This is a genomic window from Sphingobacterium mizutaii (assembly GCF_900187125.1).
Taxonomy (GTDB): domain Bacteria; phylum Bacteroidota; class Bacteroidia; order Sphingobacteriales; family Sphingobacteriaceae; genus Sphingobacterium; species Sphingobacterium mizutaii.
On record NZ_LT906468.1, the window covers coordinates 485194 to 503644 of the forward strand.

The 18451-nt window shown below is 40.7% G+C and carries 21 protein-coding genes; 14 read left to right on the forward strand and 7 right to left on the reverse strand.

The genetic code is table 11. The features are described from left to right. Positions 1 to 24: 24 nt before the first annotated feature. The 3 genes from CKW03_RS02190 to CKW03_RS02200 form a co-directional block, all read right to left on the reverse strand. Positions 25 to 402, reverse strand: a complete 378-nt coding sequence (locus tag CKW03_RS02190; RefSeq protein WP_093100650.1) for a YtxH domain-containing protein — start codon at positions 400 to 402, stop codon at positions 25 to 27. Between the two features lie 96 nt (positions 403 to 498). Next, a complete protein-coding gene (locus CKW03_RS02195) occupies positions 499 to 2334 on the reverse strand; it encodes an ABC transporter ATP-binding protein (protein WP_093100649.1) in 1836 nt (611 codons plus the stop codon). Positions 2335 to 2392: 58 nt separating this feature from the next. Beyond that, positions 2393 to 2944, reverse strand: coding sequence for a hypothetical protein (locus CKW03_RS02200; protein ID WP_093100647.1), 552 nt, complete (start codon positions 2942 to 2944; stop codon positions 2393 to 2395). 209 nt (positions 2945 to 3153) lie between these two features. On the opposite strand from CKW03_RS02200, the gene CKW03_RS02205 reads away from it, so the two are divergent. Together CKW03_RS02205 and CKW03_RS02210 are read left to right on the forward strand one after the other, a co-directional pair. After that, positions 3154 to 4455, forward strand: a complete 1302-nt coding sequence (locus tag CKW03_RS02205; protein WP_093100645.1) for an LVIVD repeat-containing protein — start codon at positions 3154 to 3156, stop codon at positions 4453 to 4455. Between the two features lie 6 nt (positions 4456 to 4461). Continuing rightward, positions 4462 to 5076 (forward strand): hypothetical protein, encoded by a 615-nt coding sequence (locus CKW03_RS02210; RefSeq protein ID WP_093100644.1) that lies wholly within the window; start codon positions 4462 to 4464, stop codon positions 5074 to 5076. A 305-nt stretch (positions 5077 to 5381) separates the two neighbouring features. Here the strand turns inward: CKW03_RS02210 and CKW03_RS02215 are convergent, their stop codons facing one another. Then, positions 5382 to 6170, reverse strand: a complete 789-nt coding sequence (locus CKW03_RS02215; RefSeq protein ID WP_093100642.1) for an SAM hydrolase/SAM-dependent halogenase family protein — start codon at positions 6168 to 6170, stop codon at positions 5382 to 5384. A gap of 256 nt (positions 6171 to 6426) precedes the next feature. On the opposite strand from CKW03_RS02215, the gene CKW03_RS02220 reads away from it, so the two are divergent. The 11 genes from CKW03_RS02220 (at position 6427) to CKW03_RS02270 (ending at position 16512) form a co-directional block, all read left to right on the forward strand. Further along, positions 6427 to 7398: a PhoH family protein gene (locus CKW03_RS02220; RefSeq protein WP_093100641.1), complete on the forward strand. Its 972-nt coding sequence runs from the start codon at positions 6427 to 6429 to the stop codon at positions 7396 to 7398. Positions 7399 to 7430: 32 nt separating this feature from the next. Next, on the forward strand, positions 7431 to 8378 hold the full coding sequence (locus tag CKW03_RS02225; RefSeq protein WP_093100639.1) for a phosphoribosylaminoimidazolesuccinocarboxamide synthase: 948 nt from the start codon (positions 7431 to 7433) through the stop codon (positions 8376 to 8378). A 31-nt stretch (positions 8379 to 8409) separates the two neighbouring features. Further along, positions 8410 to 8787 (forward strand): STAS domain-containing protein, encoded by a 378-nt coding sequence (locus tag CKW03_RS02230; RefSeq protein ID WP_093100638.1) that lies wholly within the window; start codon positions 8410 to 8412, stop codon positions 8785 to 8787. Position 8788: 1 nt separating this feature from the next. Further along, the gene (locus CKW03_RS02235; protein ID WP_093100636.1) at positions 8789 to 9703 is read left to right on the forward strand and encodes a ribonuclease Z; all 915 of its coding nucleotides are present in this window, start codon (positions 8789 to 8791) and stop codon (positions 9701 to 9703) included. Positions 9704 to 9758: 55 nt separating this feature from the next. Continuing rightward, entirely contained in the window at positions 9759 to 10811 is a 1053-nt protein-coding gene (gene hisC, locus CKW03_RS02240; RefSeq protein ID WP_093100635.1) for a histidinol-phosphate transaminase, read from the forward strand. A gap of 6 nt (positions 10812 to 10817) precedes the next feature. After that, positions 10818 to 11957: a bifunctional histidinol-phosphatase/imidazoleglycerol-phosphate dehydratase HisB gene (gene hisB, locus CKW03_RS02245; protein ID WP_093100633.1), complete on the forward strand. Its 1140-nt coding sequence runs from the start codon at positions 10818 to 10820 to the stop codon at positions 11955 to 11957. 39 nt (positions 11958 to 11996) lie between these two features. Next, positions 11997 to 12587, forward strand: a complete 591-nt coding sequence (gene hisH / locus CKW03_RS02250; RefSeq protein WP_093100632.1) for an imidazole glycerol phosphate synthase subunit HisH — start codon at positions 11997 to 11999, stop codon at positions 12585 to 12587. Between the two features lie 15 nt (positions 12588 to 12602). Continuing rightward, positions 12603 to 13355, forward strand: a complete 753-nt coding sequence (locus tag CKW03_RS02255; protein ID WP_093100631.1) for a 1-(5-phosphoribosyl)-5-[(5-phosphoribosylamino)methylideneamino]imidazole-4-carboxamide isomerase — start codon at positions 12603 to 12605, stop codon at positions 13353 to 13355. Between the two features lies 1 nt (position 13356). Then, positions 13357 to 14112, forward strand: coding sequence for an imidazole glycerol phosphate synthase subunit HisF (gene hisF, locus CKW03_RS02260; RefSeq protein ID WP_093100629.1), 756 nt, complete (start codon positions 13357 to 13359; stop codon positions 14110 to 14112). A gap of 13 nt (positions 14113 to 14125) precedes the next feature. Continuing rightward, positions 14126 to 14713 (forward strand): bifunctional phosphoribosyl-AMP cyclohydrolase/phosphoribosyl-ATP diphosphatase HisIE, encoded by a 588-nt coding sequence (gene hisIE / locus CKW03_RS02265; protein WP_093100628.1) that lies wholly within the window; start codon positions 14126 to 14128, stop codon positions 14711 to 14713. A gap of 647 nt (positions 14714 to 15360) precedes the next feature. After that, positions 15361 to 16512, forward strand: coding sequence for a WD40 repeat domain-containing protein (locus CKW03_RS02270; RefSeq protein WP_236736559.1), 1152 nt, complete (start codon positions 15361 to 15363; stop codon positions 16510 to 16512). Here the strand turns inward: CKW03_RS02270 and CKW03_RS02275 are convergent. Together CKW03_RS02275 and CKW03_RS02280 are read right to left on the reverse strand one after the other, a co-directional pair. Further along, a complete protein-coding gene (locus tag CKW03_RS02275; RefSeq protein ID WP_139185522.1) occupies positions 16484 to 17278 on the reverse strand; it encodes a TspO-related membrane protein in 795 nt (264 codons plus the stop codon). The two genes, CKW03_RS02270 and CKW03_RS02275, sit on opposite strands and share 29 nt — an antisense overlap. Before the next feature lie 85 nt (positions 17279 to 17363). Beyond that, a complete protein-coding gene (locus CKW03_RS02280) occupies positions 17364 to 17840 on the reverse strand; it encodes a free L-methionine (R)-S-oxide reductase MsrC (RefSeq protein WP_093100625.1) in 477 nt (158 codons plus the stop codon). 60 nt (positions 17841 to 17900) lie between these two features. Between CKW03_RS02280 and CKW03_RS20705 the strand changes: the two genes are divergently transcribed. Continuing rightward, a complete protein-coding gene (locus tag CKW03_RS20705) occupies positions 17901 to 18026 on the forward strand; it encodes a hypothetical protein (RefSeq protein WP_261772043.1) in 126 nt (41 codons plus the stop codon). 89 nt (positions 18027 to 18115) lie between these two features. Here CKW03_RS20705 and CKW03_RS02285 read toward each other — a convergent pair whose 3' ends face one another. Continuing rightward, entirely contained in the window at positions 18116 to 18307 is a 192-nt protein-coding gene (locus tag CKW03_RS02285; RefSeq protein WP_093100624.1) for a hypothetical protein, read from the reverse strand. Positions 18308 to 18451: the final 144 nt, after the last annotated feature.

Genomic DNA, 18451 nt, shown 5'->3' on the forward strand with positions numbered 1-18451 from the left:
AGCAATGTATGATTGCGCTAGAAATTAAGCGTTTTTAATTTCTGATTTCGCTTTGTCTGCTGCGTCTTCAGCTCTGTTGGCTAAATTATGCGCCGCATCTGATGCTTTACCTGCCCATTCGTTTGCTTTTGATGAAGCTTTGTCTAAAGCATCACGGCCAGCATTCTTAGCACGGTCTTTTAGGTTTTCTAAATCATCTTTCGCTGATTTAGCAAGTTTTTGTGCTCTTTTTGCTTCTTTTTTAGAAAGATCCTTGATTGATTTAGTTAAGCTCTTAATGCCATCATTCGCACGATCTAGTTGTTTCTTTCCGTCTTCTGTTCCTAATAAGTAGTATGCTGCAGTACCAACTGCTAAACCTAGTAAGGCAAATGCCACTAATCCGTTTCTATTTTTTTCCATGATTCTATTATTTTATCCTATTTAGTCTAATATGTTCTGTTAATGATAAACAAGGTATAAGCCAAAATGTTTTTTGCTTCCCTAAATTAACAAAAATTAACTTTCAACCACGTGAAGGGACTGTAAGGTATAGAGATGATGGTATAATCCGCTGCCTTTTTCCATTAATTCTTGGTGATTTCCCATATCTGAAATAATGCCATCTTCCACTACGATGATCTTATCAGCGTCTCGAATAGTGGACAGTCGGTGTGCGATAATAATAGACGTTCTGTTCTTCATCAGCTCGATCAAAGCTTGTTGAACCATTCTTTCAGATTCTGAATCCAAAGAAGAGGTTGCCTCATCCAAGATCAAGATAGCTGGGTCCTTTAATAGGGCACGAGCAATCGCAATCCTTTGTCTTTGTCCGCCTGATAATTTGACCCCGCGCTCACCCACGACCGTATCATAGCCTTCTGGGAAGTCCATGATAAACTGATGCGCGTTCGCACGTTTTGCTGCAGTAATGATGTCCTCCGCATCGGCAGTCAGATTGCCATAACTGATGTTCTCACGGATGGTCCCGCCAAACAAGAGTACATCCTGGGGAACAATGGCTACTTGGTTCCGGATATCGGTCAGTGCCAACTGGTCTGCAGGAATGCCATCATACTTGATCTGTCCACTGCTTGGTTGGTAAAATTTTAATATCAAGGAAGCAATGGTCGATTTCCCAGTACCACTAGGACCAACGATTGCCAACTTTTTGCCCGCAGCAACATGAAAGGAAATGTCTTTTAATATGGTTAGGTCAGGTCTAGTTGGATAGGCGAAGCTGACATGGTCAAATTGGATGTCACCATGCAATTCAACCTTGATCTCTTTATCCTCATCACTAACCTGGATATCCTCCTTGGGCTCGTTCAATATTTCTAAGACACGTTCACTTGCTCCAAGAGAGCGCTGCAAGGTCGCATAGAGCTCCGGGAAACTACCCATTGAGCCTGCAACAAACATGGAATAAAGGATATAAGTAGTTAGATCTCCAACTGAAATTTCATGGATGGATACCAAGGATGCTCCGTACCAAATTACGATAATGACCGCTCCGAAGATGGCAAATATGATAAAGGAGGCAAAAATACCACGGTAAGTTGCGCCTTTTACCGCTAGTGCCACCGATTGGTTCAGCTTTTCTGCATAACGCTTTGATTCAAAAAATTCGTTCACAAAGGCCTTTACATTGCTGATGCCCAATAAAGTTTCTTGAACGACAGAATTGGATTCTGCTAATTTATCCTGTGCTTCCCTAGATAGGTTTCGGATGAATCTCCCGAAAACAATCGCCACGATAATGATCAAGGGCAGGATGCACAAGTTCATCAAAGCCAACTTTGGCGATACCCAAATCAATAAGGCTACGCCAAAACCTAGACTAATGGTTTGCCTCAGCATTTCTGCCAAAGTGGTTGTCATCGTGTCCTGGATCTGTGAAAGGTCTGATGATAGACGGCTGTTCAATTCCCCAACCCGACGGTTAGCGAAGAAATCAATAGGCAAGGTAATCAAGCGATGGTAGGTGTCTTTGCGGATATTGGCCAATGCTTTTTCGGCAATCTCCACAAACAATCGGATCCGAAAAAAAGAAATCACCGATTGAAAGGAAAGAATAACCAATGATAATCCGCCAATGTACATGACACTGGCCGGTAGCCATTCGTATTTTACCCTTCCTTGTGCTGCATCAATCATAGCACCCAAAAGCGCAGGAAAGGTCAACATCGTCAAACTGGAAAGGATAAGGAAAACCATCCCAATTATAAATTTCCATTTAAAAGGCTTGATGTAGGAAAATATCCGTAATGCTTTCTGGAAAATTTCTTTGTTCAGCTTCGGTTTGGGTAAATCCCCCGAATGGGTGTCTCCACTGTTCAATCTCGGTCTGGCCATGTACTAATTTCTTTCTCTTTTTGAGCAAAAGTACCAATATAAATAGGTCTTCTTATCACTATTCCGTCAATTTTTTGGGTTTATGCCTATTGTACTGATAAATCAGAAGGATTATTAATGCTATGATGACGATAACAGCCAAATAAATCAACACGCCATTCCCTGTATCCGTGCTTTCCATAGATTTCAACTCCTCCCGTAGTTTGTCATTTTCATTCTGAAGTTTGGTAATGGTTTTCATATACGCAGAAACCTGCATGTCGTATTCATTCGCCAAACGCTGATATCGTTCACTTTGGGCATCCTTCAGATCTAGTAATTTTCTTGTTTCCAAAAAGATATTGTTGTCGTTCAGTACAACCTGCCTCAGGATATCAATGGATTTCTGCATGTCCTTCTTGGTCTTGAACAGTCCGAAGACCCCAGTTTTTTTCTCCAAGGATTGATCATATTCCCCAAATCGGCGGCTCCGTTCATTCAACAAATGATTCACGCGCTCGCGCTGTGCCTCGAAAGTTAAGGAGTCTGCCTTGACCGCCGTGCTATCTTGAGCGTGTAGCAGCTGAACAAAAAAGAGTGCAATTATAATGAAGAGACTATGTTTTTTCATATTCGTATGGATGATGCTTGCTTTATTGTTTTTTTAATATGGGTTCATTACCCGCAATTTTGCTGCCTATTTTTGTAATGATGACGTTTTTTGGTCAGTTTATCCGGATTTGATCAACGAAATCTCATCCATGTGAAAAAATACAAGCAGCTGTAGCACTTGGACTTTGATTAACGTATATCATTTTATATACTCCAATTCTTAAACTTATGAAATCCACAACACTAACTGTGAAAAGATGCTTATTGCTGATTTTGCCAGTCCTGCTATTTTCTCTTTTTTGGGGCTGTGACAAAATTGACTCCGAGGGAAGCTATATCGCCAAGATTCCCATCTACAAAACCTTACGTGAAGTCAGGGCAAGCAATATTAGCATGGCTCAGCCTCAAACGATGGCAGCAACCGGTAAAATTTATCTGTATAAAGATTACCTATTGATCAATGAACCTAATAAAGGTATTCATATTTATGATAATAGCAATCCTGCCACGCCCAAGGCCCTAGGCTTTCTGCCGATCGTTGGGAATTTTGATCTCGGGGTTCAAAATGATCTGCTCTATGTTGATAACATCGTCGATCTGTTGACCTTTGACATTTCCAATATCAACAAGCCTGTTTTGGTTAATCGGCAAAAGGATGTGTTCGCAGTCAAATATATTGTTGACAACAAACCGGTTAATGTTTTAAGAGATGATGATCCTGTACCGGTGGCTTACCGGGACTCTTTGGTGAGCTTTGCCGATGGTCGAGAATATAAGCCTGATGGACAACGTTATTTGGTTTATGAAAATCTAGGAAATGATTATACCACTTCAAATGGAGGGGGTAGCGGTGGAAACAGCGTTGGACAGGCTGGTTCATTGGCAAGGTTTGCCATTTCAGAAAACTTCCTTTTTGCCATTTTCCAGGATAAAGTGAAAAACTTCGACCTGCAAAATGCCCGTTCTCCAAAATTGATCAATGAAGTGAGTTTAGGTTTTGGGATCGAAACCTTGTTCCCATTCAAAAAATCTCTGTTTGTCGGTGCCAATAATGGCATGCATATCTTAGATATCAGCAACCCAACGAGCCCAAAAGAGCTTGCTAACTATAGTCATGCCTTTGCATGTGATCCTGTTGTTGTCAATGATCATTATGCCTTTGTGACCTTGCGGACCGGTAATATTTGTAATGGCAACCAAAATGTCCTGGAGGTTGTCGATATCCGTGATCTGACCGCACCACAGTTATTGAAGAGCTATACGCTTAAAAACCCACATGGATTGGCGTTGACGGGTGATCACCTCTATGTTTGTGAAGGGCAATTCGGTTTGAAGAGCTTCAAGGTGTCGGATGTCAATGCCATTGATAAGAACATCATGCAGAATTTGGAAAACCTGAAGAGCTTTGATGTCATTGCCGGACCGAAATCATTGATTGTATTCGGCCCTGAAGGTATTTGCCAATTTGATTATGCTAACAAAGCCAATTTGAAACAATTGAGCTGTATTTCCATTAACCAGAAAAAATAACTCTTTATGAAGCAATGTTTCAAATTGTTTTTAGTCCTCCTGTTAGGTCTGAACAGTGTCCAAGTATTAATAGCACAAGAGAGAAGATATATGAACCATACCGAATTTGGGGTCATGGCCTATGATATGACTTTTAGGGAAGCCGGCATTACAGCCCAAACCTTTAATGGATACCTGTTGAATCCGGACCTTGCCATTGGCGGAACTGCAGGATTCGAAAAATATGCTGTTGATGGCATCCATACCTTTTCATCGGTCCCGATTTCCCTTGCTGCACGCTATACCTTTTTGGAGCCCGGTAAAGCCCGGTTAATTTCTGGATTAGATGCAGGTTACGGTATTATTTGGGAAGATGAACCTCGACGAAAGGCGGATATAGCTGGAGGAATACGGATTGCACCGGAATTGGGTGTTAAATTGAAATTATCCGAAGGGACTGGATTTATATCCTTCACTCTAGGTTATCAATACCAAGCAATTAAGGCTAAATATACCCAACAAAAGCCACCTATTTTTGAGCCCTACATGGACTACATCCAGGTTTATCCCATTGAGGGTTATGAGGAGACCAAGAAAATGGATGTGCATAGGTTCTCCATAAAAGTTGGATTCGGTTTCTAAGCGATTTTCACGTAAAAATAATCCTAATTACCATAATTTGGGAGGCTGGCAAAGTGATTTGCTGGCCTTTGTTTTTTAAGGTCAGAAAAGGGGTTCTTTATTCGGGTTTTCTTTTGGTCTTATTCGAGACATGTTCGGGGAAATCCGATTCGCGTTCGGAAATTTCGGAATGATTCTCGAATGAGATTGGGATAAATTCTAGCGGGGTTTACCTGTAAAATTCACACTTAACAATTTATCGTTTAGTGGATTGCAGGCAGGAAAAAAACGTGGAACATTTTATCGTTCAGACGGAGACAAGAAACTTATTTCTTGTCCAAGAACTCCACAAGAATGGTTTCATCTTGATAAAGTCCTAGTAGTTGGCTTGCATGGCCTTTGTTGATCGCTATCTCCAAGAAATTACTGATTCCGAAAAGGCATAGCTTCTCGCCTTCGGCAACTTCATTATAGTGCCAAGACAGGTTGCTGATCGTTTCGTTTCGTTTGAAGCGTAGGATAAAATCTCGACCTTGTTGGACTTGGTTGAACAGGTCCTTGCTGATATTACTGATGACATTACCAAAGGAGTCAATAAAGGTGACATGACCTTTGATGCTGTTCTGGTTGTAGATGGGTTGAAAAGTAACTTTCTGTACCGCATTGTCGATTGGGAGGCCAATATCTTGGAGTTTACCGCCATCCGCGATATGACAAGCAGCTTTGGTCAGGATATCAGCAAGCGGGAAATGCAGGTACCGCAGATCCTGCATGATATTGATCTCGACCATTTCAGTGGGTTTGTCTTCTCCGATGATGATACTGAAGATCCCATTATCAGCACCGACAAAGAACTGACCTTTGTAGGCCATAGCGAGGTAACGGGAGTCTTCTTGGAAGACGGTGTCGATACCGATTAAGTGTACGGTGTTCTTCGGGAAGTACGGATAAGCGTTGTTGATGACGAAAGCCGCATGTTGTATACTGAAAGAAGGGATATCATGTGATATGTCAACAAGCCTAACATTCGGCAACTGCGAAATGATACTGCCTTTGAGTGCAGCTTGATAAAAATCGCGATGACCTAAATCGGTGGTTAACGTAATTACTCCCATAGTGTTCAGCAAGCCTGAAGCTAAAAAAATTATATTGTTATTTTGTTAAGCGAATTACAAAAATAGAAAAAGTAAATCGATTGCTAAATCTATTATGAATTAATACTTGCAATTGCTTTTAATTCTGCTCAATTAGTTTGTATTTTTGATTCAAGAAAGAGTGAAAAGGACATAATATTTTCGTTTTTTTGATATCTTTATTTGCACGCCAATCGGACAGGACGTGAAATATTCAGGAAATTAATTAGGAAACAATTTGAGCGAATTAGAAATCAATTTAGATGTTGTCAATTTGGTGACATTGTGGGGAGCTCAGAATGAAAATTTTGAGTTTATAAAGAAAGCTTTTCCGAAGTTACGTCTAGTAGCGCGAGGGAGTACCTTGAAGGTTTTAGGTGAAGAAGGGGAGCGGACAAGGTTTCAACAGGTATTTGATGATATTCTAGCTCATATCAACCAATTTCAGACGCTTTCCTTGTTGGAATTGGAAAGTTTGTTAGGATCTGTATCGAGTGTAAAACCCGTAATTGCAGAAAAGGAAGAAGGCGAACAGAAGGCTGCGGCTTTTAAAGGTGAACCAATCGTTTATGGTCCAAATGGTATCGTGGTCCGTGCTAGAACCCCAAATCAGCGACGGATGGTGGACAGTATCAATAAGAATGACATTCTCTTTGCGATCGGCCCAGCTGGTACCGGAAAAACCTATACGGCAGTTGCCCTAGCGGTAAGGGCGTTAAGGAATAAAGAAATCAAACGTATTATCCTGACCCGACCCGCGGTAGAGGCCGGAGAGAACTTAGGTTTCTTGCCGGGAGACCTAAAAGAAAAGGTTGATCCCTATTTACGTCCATTATATGATGCCTTGGATGATATGATTCCAGCAGAAAAACTGAAGGGATATCTTGAAAACAGAACAATTGAAGTGGCACCATTGGCATTTATGCGTGGTAGGACCTTGGACAATTGCTTCGTTATTCTCGATGAAGCACAAAATGCTACCGATATGCAGTTGAAGATGTTTTTAACGCGTATGGGACCAACAGCAAAGTTTATCGTGACTGGTGATATGACCCAGGTGGATTTACCTAAAAAGACCCAATCTGGTTTGGTAAATGCCGTGAAAATTTTGGATGGGATCGAAGGGATAGACATGATTTACCTGAGCGGTTCGGATGTCGTTCGCCATAAATTGGTGAAACGGATCTTGGAAGCTTACGGTGACATTTAAGATTAAATTAACGCGTTTCAGACGCACACACAATGAATACAATAAAAGAAACAAATTTTAATTTCAAGGGACAGACAGCATTTTATAGAGGAAAAGTAAGGGATGTATACAGCATCGGCGAGGACTACCTAGTTATGGTAGCATCTGATCGCATCTCTGCTTTTGATGTAGTTTTGCCAAAGCCAATTCCTTATAAAGGACAGGTATTGAACCAAATTGCGTCCAAATTTCTGTCTGCCACTTCTGATATCCTTCCAAACTGGGTCGCTTCCGTTCCAGATCCTAATGTTACAATCGGAAAAAAATGTGAACCCTTCAAGGTAGAAATGGTAATCCGTGGTTATGTTTCCGGACATCTTTGGAGAACCTACCGTGATGGAGGAAGAGTGCTTTGTGGAGTGGAACTTCCTGAGGGATTAAAAGAGAATGATAAGTTGCCAACGCCAATCATTACCCCATCAACTAAAGCTGATGTGGGCCATGACGAGGATATTTCCAGAGCCGATATTATTGCTAGGGGAATTGTTTCCGAGGAAGATTATACGCAACTGGAAAAGTATGCCCATGCTTTATACCAAAGGGGAACTGAGATTGCTGCTGAACGAGGCTTGATCTTGGTGGATACCAAATATGAGTTTGGAAAGAAAGACGGTCAGATCTATTTGATTGATGAAATCCATACACCAGATTCTTCACGTTATTTCTATGCAGAGGGCTATGAGGAACGCCAAGCAAAGGCAGAACCTCAGAAACAGCTGTCCAAAGAATTTGTGAGGCAATGGTTGATTGAAAATGGATTCCAAGGAAAAGATGGACAAAAAGTACCTGAAATGACCGAGGAAATTGTTAAATCCATTTCTGAGCGCTATATTGAGCTTTACGAACACATTACTGGAGAGAAATTTCTGATTCCAGAAGAAGCTGATGTGCTTGTGAGGGTGGAAAAGAATGTGGAGAAGGCTTTGGAAAAACTGATTTAAGCATTAACACAACTATTAATTTATTGAAAAGATGAAATTTACGGTAGACAAATACGATCGATATGTTGTAATAGAGCCTCTACAAGAGAGGTTGGACGGAGAAACTGCCGCAAGTTTGAAAGGCGAGTTTATGTTGCGCAATACTGGTGGGCAACGCAATATAGTATTGGACATGAACAACGTGAAGTCTACGGATGAAACGGGGATTCGCACTGGTCTTTTGGCTCGTCGTCTATGTAAATCATTAGGGGGCTTATTTATCTTGACCAATCTGAATGAGGAGATATTGACGTATATCAAATCATTGGGTTTGGATAAATATTTGATCATTACAAAGAACATTGAGAAAGCCAAAGACTTGATCTTTGGAAACGAGATCCGTTTAGATTTAAAAGAAGAGCAAGAGTAATATGTTACGATTTGAGGTATTAATTTTAGGGAACAGTTCGGCGACACCTATGTTCGAGCGTCATCCTACATCTCAAGTGGTAAATTATAACGAGCAATTGTTTCTGATCGATTGTGGCGAGGGCACGCAGATGCAACTGTCAAAATATGGGATCAAGAGCAATCGCATAGATCATATCTTTATTAGCCATCTGCATGGAGATCATTATCTGGGCCTAGTAGGCTTGGTATCATCCATGCATTTGGTTGGAAGAAAGGCTGATCTTCATATCTATGGGCCTGCACCTTTGCAGGAAATATTGGAACTACATTTTAAATATTCCGAAACGGTTATCCGTTATAATATCATCTTCCACCAAACGAATCCAGATCAGGAAGAGGTAATATTTGAATCGAGAATGTTAACTGTCAGGACCTTTCCTTTGATCCATCGAATTTCCTGTACAGGATTTCGATTTGATGAAGGAAAGCGAGCTGCGGCTCTGCGAGCGGATAAAGTCGAGGAATTACAAATACCAAAAGTATACTTTGCAGCCTTGAAAAAAGGGATTGACTATGTGGATCCCCAAGGAAAGGTCTATGCAGCCAGTGATTTGACCTTGCCTGCACCGGCATCAAGAAGTTATGCCTATTGTTCGGATACCGTAAGGCATCCGATTTATCTGAATTCAATAGAGGGAGCTGATCTACTGTACCACGAGAGTACCTTTCTACATGAAATGGTGGACCGAGCCAAGGAAACTTTCCATACCACCTCTTTAGAGGCAGCAGAAATAGCAAAGGAAGCCCATGTAAAGAAGCTTTTACTTGGCCATTATTCAGCAAGATACAGGACTTTACAGCCACTATTGGAGGAAGCGCAGCAGGTTTTTCCCAACACCGAACTTTCAGTAGAAGGGAAATGGTTTTTAGTTTAGTGATTTTGTTTATTTTTGGCCATATTTACAGCTCGAAAAATTTTAGACTACTACAATGTCATTCAACTTAACCGCACTTCTTCGAGATAACATCAAGAACCTTGTGCCCTATTCTTCGGCACGAGATGAATTTAAGGGAGAAGCATCTGTCTTTTTAGATGCTAATGAGAACTCTTTTGGCTCTCCACTTCCACATGATTACAACCGTTATCCGGATCCCCTACAACATCAACTTAAGAATAAACTTTCCAAGATCAAGGGCGTGCCTGCGGAAAATATTTTCTTGGGGAACGGTTCTGATGAAGCCATTGATATTCTATACCGAGCATTCTGTACTCCGAAATTAGATAATGTGATTTTGGTACCTCCAACCTACGGGATGTACGAGGTTTCCGCCAATATCAACGATGTTGAAACGAGGAAAGTCAATCTGACCAAAGATTTTCAACTGGACTTGGACGGAATTGCAGAAGCTATTGATATGCATACTAAAATAATCTTTGTATGCTCGCCAAATAATCCAACAGGGAATAGTATCGATCCATTAGATATAGAAACACTTTTGGTGAATTTCTCCGGCTTAGTGGTAGTAGACGAGGCGTATATCAATTATTCGAAACAGAAATCATTTACCCATTCTTTACCGGAGTTTCCAAATTTGGTCATTTTACAGACCCTCTCAAAGGCTTGGGGCTTGGCTGCATTGCGCTTAGGCTTGGCTTTTGCGAGTAAGGAAATCATCGAGGTCTTCAATAAGATCAAACCTCCTTATAACATCAATCAAGCTACACAGGATTTAGTTCTGGAAGCTTTGGAAAATGTAGAGGTGGTCAATGAGTGGATTAAAACAACTGTTGCTGAAAGGGAAGAGCTGGCCAAGAAGCTGGAGGCCTTTCCACAGGTTGAACATATCACACCTTCAGATGCCAACTTTATCTTGGTCAAACTGGAGCAACCTAAAGAATTATATGCACACTTGGTGGGTAGAGGTATTATTGTTCGCGACCGCTCCAAAGTGGCCTTATGTGAGGGTTGTCTAAGGATTACGATCGGTACTAAGGTTGAAAACGAAAAATTATTAGAAGAGATCCAACAATTTTATAAATAAGTAAGCATGGCTGATCAATTAAAAAGAATATTGTTTATCGACAGAGATGGAACTTTGATATTAGAGCCGGAGGATGAGCAGATCGATTCCTTTGCTAAGTTGAAGTTTTATCCGGGAGCTTTGCAGTACTTGCCTAAAATTGCAAAAGAACTAGATTTTGAATTGGTATTGGTAAGTAATCAAGATGGTTTGGGGACTTCCTCACATCCAGAAGAAAACTTCTGGCCAGTACACCAATTTGTATTGGATACCTTTTCAGGTGAGGGGGTGACCTTTGTCAAAGAACATATAGACAAGACATTTCCGCATGAGAATGCGGAGACCCGTAAGCCAGGAATTGGAATGTTAAAAGAATATTTCGATGAAAGCAAGTTTGACTTGGCGAATTCCTTTGTCATCGGAGACCGTGTCAATGATGTGAAGTTGGCCCAGAACCTTGGTGCGAAAGCCATTTGGTTAAGGAATAACGATGAATTGGGTAAACTCGAAAATGTAGCGATTTCGGAAGATTGCATTGGATTGGAAACCAGTGATTGGAAATCCATCTATGAGTTCTTGAAGTTGGGTAGCCGTACTGGTGAGCACCATCGTAAGACCAATGAAACGGATATCTATATTAAATTGAACTTAGACGGAAGTGGAAAATCTGATATAGAGACCGGACTTCCATTTTTCGACCATATGTTGGATCAATTAGCCCGCCACGGTGCTTTGGATCTAACGATTAAAGCCAAAGGTGATCTGCATATCGATGAGCACCATACCATCGAAGATACAGGGATTGCATTGGGTGAAATCTTCTTGAATGTGCTGGGAAATAAGCGTGGAATTGAACGTTATGCCTATACCTTACCGATGGATGATTGTTTAGCGCAAGTTGCCATTGATTTTGGAGGTAGGAATTGGATCGTCTGGGATGCTGAATTCAAGCGTGAGAAAATAGGAGACATGCCAACAGAAATGTTCTTCCATTTCTTTAAATCCTTTTCAGATGCTTCAAAATCTAATTTGAACATACAGGCAACTGGAGATAACGAACACCATAAAATAGAGGCGATCTTCAAGGCTTTCGCGAAAACCATCAAAAAAGCAGTACGCAGAGATGTTGACAATATGCAACTTCCAAGTACAAAAGGACTTCTATAAAAACGAAATGGGATTTGATGGGTTATATATAAAGGAATTATGATTGGGATAGTAAACTATGGAGCTGGAAATATATTTTCCATAACTGCAGCCTTAAAGCGCCTAAACATTTCTTATGGGATGATCAATGTCCCAGCGGATTTTGAGCAGTATGAGAGGATTATTATTCCAGGGGTCGGACATGCAGGGGCTGCCATGCAAAAATTGCTGGATTCTGGCCTTTCCGAAACGATCAGAACCTTAAAAAAGCCTGTGTTGGGGATCTGTGTGGGGATGCAACTGATGACAGATTATTCGGAGGAAGGAAATGCGGACCTGTTGGGGATTATTCCATTAAAGACGTTACATTTTGAAGATAGGGTAAAAGAGAAGGTGCCTCATATGGGTTGGAACAGTATTAATTTTGACGAGAACTGTCCACTTTTTAAGGAAATTCCTAATAATTCCTATTTTTATTTCGTTCATTCTTATTACATTGAACATGAATTAACCTACGGCATAGCAACTTGTGAGTACGGATTGCCATTCTCGGCAGCAATAGCAAAGGATAATTTCTGGGCGGTACAATTTCATCCTGAGAAATCAGGGAAATTTGGGGAGCAATTGTTGCTGAATTTTAATGAATTATAAATGAATTTTTAGACTATGTATATTATACCTGCAATTGATGTATTGGACAAACAGGTTGTCCGTTTGAGAGAGGGTAACTATGAAGATGTTACAACTTACTCCATTACTTTGGAAGAACAAATTGAGAAATACCATGCAAATGGTACTGAAATCGTCCATATCATTGATTTAAATGGTGCAAAAGGAGATTTCAGTAATCAAGAGTACTTGTTTGACATCATTAGGAGAACCGAAATGAAAGTCCAATATGGTGGTGGTGTCCGTAGTATCGAGAAAGTTAAGGAATTGGTTGATGCAGGTGTTTATCGCGTTATTGTCGGTACGCAAGCTATTACAAACCCAACCTTTTTGGAAGAGCTGAGCAAGCTGAACGAAGGAAGGATTAAATATGCTGATCACATTGTGATCGCCATCGATGTATTGGATGAAGTCATCAAATATTCAGGTTGGTTGGAGAGTTCCCCGATCAAATTAATCGAATACATTGATAAATGCTTAGCCTTAGGTTTTTACCGCTTTTTGTGCACTGATATCAGTAAAGATGGGAAATTAGGTGGTGCCGGTGTAGAATTATACAAGAAATTATTGGATCATTCACCAATTATCAAACTGATCGGTTCTGGTGGTATCAGCTCTATGGCAGATATTGAAGAATTGAACAATTTAGGTAAAATGGAGTCCGTGGTTGTTGGAAAGGCGATCTATGAAAATAGGATCAGCATTGAAGAGATCAAGGCTTGGAATCTAAAAGCATTAATCAGTTTATAGCATGCTAGCAAAGCGGATTATTCCTTGTTTGGATGTTAAGGATGGCCGAACGGTAAAGGGGGTGAACTTTGTTGACCTTCGAGATGCGGGGGATCCTGTTGAATTAGCTTGGCAATATTCGCAACAGGGAGCTGATGAACTGGTTTTTCTGGATATTACAGCGACCCATGAGCGTCGTAAGACGACTGTGGATTTGGTAAAGGCAGTAGCCAGTCAGATCAATATTCCATTTACCATTGGAGGTGGAATCAATGAGCTTTCGGATGCAGATGTACTGCTGAATGCTGGTGCGGATAAAATCTCGATCAATTCAGCTGCGGTACGTAATCCGGAACTCTTGGATCAATTTGCAAAGGCATTTGGGGTTCAATTCGTGGTATTGGCGGTTGATACCCGATTAGTAAATGGTAAGAATTTTGTCCACTTACGTGGAGGACGGGACCTTACCGATATTGAAACCGAAGATTGGATCAAGGAAGCAGAAAATAGAGGTGCAGGTGAAATCCTGTTAACTTCCATGGACCATGATGGAACTAAAAATGGATTTGATAATGGCTTGTTGAAAAAGATCAATGATTCGATCCATATTCCATTGATTGCATCGGGTGGAGCAGGTAATCAGCAACATTTTGTTGATGTATTCCAACAGTCTAATGTGGATGCAGCCCTTGCAGCCTCGGTATTTCACTATGGGGAGATATTGATCCCTGAATTAAAAGAAACATTGCACGCCAATGGAATTTCCATTAGGCGTTGATAATACATAAAACATGAGTATTGATTTTAACAAAGGTGACGGACTTGTTCCAGTAATTATCCAAGACAACCAGACTTTGGAAGTGCTGATGCTTGGCTATATGAACGAAGAGGCCTGGAACAAAACCCAAGAGGAGAAAAAGGTGACTTTCTTTTCAAGGAGCAAAAATAGACTATGGACAAAAGGCGAAGAAAGCGGAAACTTTCTTCATGTTGTTAGTACTCATATCGATTGTGATCAAGATACCATCTTGGTCAAAGCAGACCCCGTAGGACCAACTTGCCATACAGGTAACCGTAGCTGCTTTAATACGGAATTCAACCAAAACTTTTTATTGCAATTGGAGCGGATCGTTCAGCATCGTATCGACTTTCCTACTGATGAATCCTATGTGAACCGCTTGAGATCTAGAGGGATCAATAAAATTGCACAAAAGGTCGGCGAGGAAGCAGTTGAAACCGTTATTGCGGCATTAACCGAAACAGAAAAGGATTTCATCAATGAAACGTCCGATTTGATGTTCCACCTGATTGTATTGCTGAAGGAGAAAGGTATGAGCCTAGAAACTATCGCTAAGAACCTTGAAGGTAGGCATCAATAAGAGGTCAAGATATTTTTAATAGAGGAGTCCCTGGCCATTGGCTGGGGATTTTTTGTTTGGGAGCCGAACCGAACCCTGGTTCATCTGCATGTGGCAGACTTATTCGATACTCCCATTTCAAATTTAATTGAACTGCGTAATTGAACCCCTCTTGGGGTTCAATTATTTTAGCTAGCATGGTACGTTAGCCTGAAAGTCGCGCAAAAACGATGTTCGATTAATCGAACATCGTTTTTGCATTAACCCTATATTTTTCAATACCATAGCTAAAATAATTCATCCCCGCTGGGGATGTATGGCGGATAAAAATATTCTTCTGATAAATAAATATGGGCCTGAATGGCTTGAAAAACATTTTTATTAAATTATTTATTGGTAGGGCATGCCCGATGGGTCTCGGAATAATCCACTCTTCATTTGAAATGGTTTTCTCATCTTACGATTTCGAAATGAAACTGACCCTTAAAAAAATAAAAAATAAATTCTTCGTTTCACTCTGAATCACTCCTTAGCGCATTTCCCATTCTGAATGATAAGTGAAGAATCTGTACGGTTCCTCACCTTCATGTCCTGTCATCCGGTACCGAAGGTACAGGAACTGTTCGCCAATACAAACCTTTTATTTATTCAAAATATGCGGCGGGCGTATGCGATACGCCTACGGAATTGTGGCCAAAAATAGTCTAGGAGGCCACTTTCAAACCCAGATCTTGGTCCATCCTCTTATCCCATTAATCCTGGTTCAAACCCAGATCTTGGTCTATCCTCCTATCCCTTCCATCCTGGTTCAAACTGCCCGTATCGTAAGACTTATGTCAGCATTTGGGATAGAGGCGGACATTCCTTTTATTTCTGTGCAATCAAGGGTATATTTGTATAACATGAATCTAGAAAAGATTAATATCAACCTAAATGGGACCTTATCCGGTCATCAAAATCCAGTATTTGCTTTGGCAATTTCAAGTGTGGATCCGAATATTTTATTTACGGGAGGCAACGATAAAGGTGTTGTCGAATGGGACTTGCAAAGTATGAGCTTTAAAAGGATCTTGTGTAAGGTAGGCAGTTCTGTATATTCTTTATTTCCTATCCCAGGAACTTCTTTGCTGGCGATAGGGATGAGATCTGGTCAGATATTAATCGTCGATACTGAGAGCCTCAGTTTAAAGGCTAATTTAAAGGTGGAACAGGGGGCAGTGTTTTCGATCAAGACCATTCCCGGTAAACAGGAATTGATTGCAATTGGTGAGGAAGGTTATGCTTATGTATGGAGTTTAGAGAGCTATGAGCTGCTTTATAGATTTAAGGTTTCCAATACCACGGTTAGGGTCATTGAGGTGGATAAGGAAGGCTCTTCTGTAGCTTTTGGGGATAAGAGCGGAGAGATTCATCTTTTCCATGCGGATGATTTCCGGGAAGTGAAGAAAAGAAAGGTGCATGAGTTACCCGTAACTAGTTTGCAATTTGATCCTTTCGGGAATTTGCTGTCTGGGGGAAGGGATGCGAAATTATTTAAGTTGGATTCCAATTTGGACACCCTTCAAGAGATTGTTCCTCACATGTTCACCGTTTATGGGATTGCCTTGAATTCTGAGGAAAATTTGCTGGCAACCGTGAGTAGGGATAAGACCTTAAAGGTTTGGCGCTTGGAAGACTTAGCCTTGATCAAGAATGTGTCGCGGGATCGTGGCTATGATAGCCATTATCTTTCCATCAATAATATGTTATGGGATCAAGATCGGATCTTTACAGTCAGTGATGACAAGACCATTAAGTTATGGACGGTGGTTCCTGCATAGTTACAGTAAGCAACTTCCTTCTGACCGTACATCTATAGTAATTAAATGCTGTAAAGATTAAACCCAAGATCATGGAAATAATCAGGAAAGGCAAGATGTCATATTGGGTAGGAAGAGGGTCTTGTTTGTTTTCAACGTATGCACCATAGCTTCCCCAAGCCAATACCGCTGAGACGGAAGGCAAATAGTTGTAATAAGAATAGGCCAGCATGCATGCACAAGTAATAGCCAAGGCCAACAGGTTCAAATAAAAGAATAAAGGATCTCCAATGGAGGGGCTCAGTTTGACAAGAATTACAGCAAAATTAAAGCCTATAACGAACATTAACCAACCGGTAAAAACCCCAAAACCTAAGCGGATAAAATATCGAGTAAAAGAATTGGTCGTCAACCTCTGGATTTGGATCCGTTTGTTGATCAGCATTACAGAAACCAAACAGATTATAGAATACAATAAGGACCAATAGAAATAATCATTGTGTTTTAAGGTCATACTTAAACCGAGCGCCATCTGATTTAAGATCAATAGGTAGTCTATTTTTTGAACTTTTTTGACCACGTTTTCATTTAAGCTGTTTTTTTGCGTTCCGACGTACATCATATAGGTTGCCAATACCATATTGAAAGCGATAAAGTTCCAGATTTGATAGGCAAACTTTGCTGGGGTTAAATAGGATGGGTAGAAGGCTATGGTGTCCGTGAATGAAAAACTAAATAGTAAGCCATTTTCTAGGCATGCAATCCATAGAAAATTTAATGCTACCATCACTAAATTTAAAAAAGATAATGTCTTCGGTGCTGCCATGCTCGGTTAATAGTTAATGTGTTTGGCACGACAAATATAAAGAATTTTACTGAGAATTAAGTAGGTCTAAAATGGTATTTAGATATTGCTTATCGATTAAGTCAAACGAATTTAATTCTTTGCTGTCGACATCTAGAATTGCGATACATTTTCCATTTTGAAGGAGAGGAACAACTATTTCAGATTTCGACAAAGAGGAACAGGCAATATGTCCTGGGAATTCGTCTACATTAGGAACAATCAGAGTTTCTTCATTCGCCCATGCCGTTCCGCATACGCCTCTATTATAGGCGATTCGTGTACAGGCTACAGGTCCTTGGAAAGGACCAAGTACCAATTCTTTTCCTTCTACTAGATAGAATCCTACCCAAAAGAAATTGAACTGTTCTTTTAATGCGGCACAGATATTTGCGAGATTGGCAATAAAATTAGTTTCGCCTTGTAGTAGGCCTTTAATCTGTGGTACCAAGGATTGATATTGTTGTTCTTTACTTCCGCTTGCTATATGTAAATCTTCTGCCATGGTTTGGAGGGTTTTTGTATTACAAATATACGGAATTGATAGGGGAATATTTGAACCAGGATGGAAAGGATGAGAGGAAGGACCAAGATCTGGAATAAACCAGGATGGAAAGGATATGAGGATAGACCAAGAACATTCTGTGGCAAGGTTCGTAGGGGCGGTATTGAATACACCCGCAGCATATAAATCAGAAAAATATTTTACCCCCGCTAGGCAATGTCATTAAGTTAAGAAAAAAACAAAATTTAGATTCTTCGTTACTTTTGAAGCGCAAATTAACCAAACCGACGAAGGAGCTCACGGATACCGATCTCATTGTTACTTTTGGAGCCCAAAAGTAACCAAAAACCTTCGGCCCATTTAAGGTGGCTTTTCGCACCATCCAGTGCACATGGATAGAATGCCTTGTTGTCGGGAATATCTTTCAGAAGATCATCCCTTTTGATGGGATGATCTTCTGAAAGCATTCCAAGGCCAATCCCATCGCACGGGGCATCGGCATTCTATCCATTTTTCCGCCACTGGAAATGAGCCGGGGGCTAAAGGACTTCCTGCGTAAGGATGAATGTTTGCGTAAATTGGGAACCCCTGGAAGGGGTGAAATCTTTGTA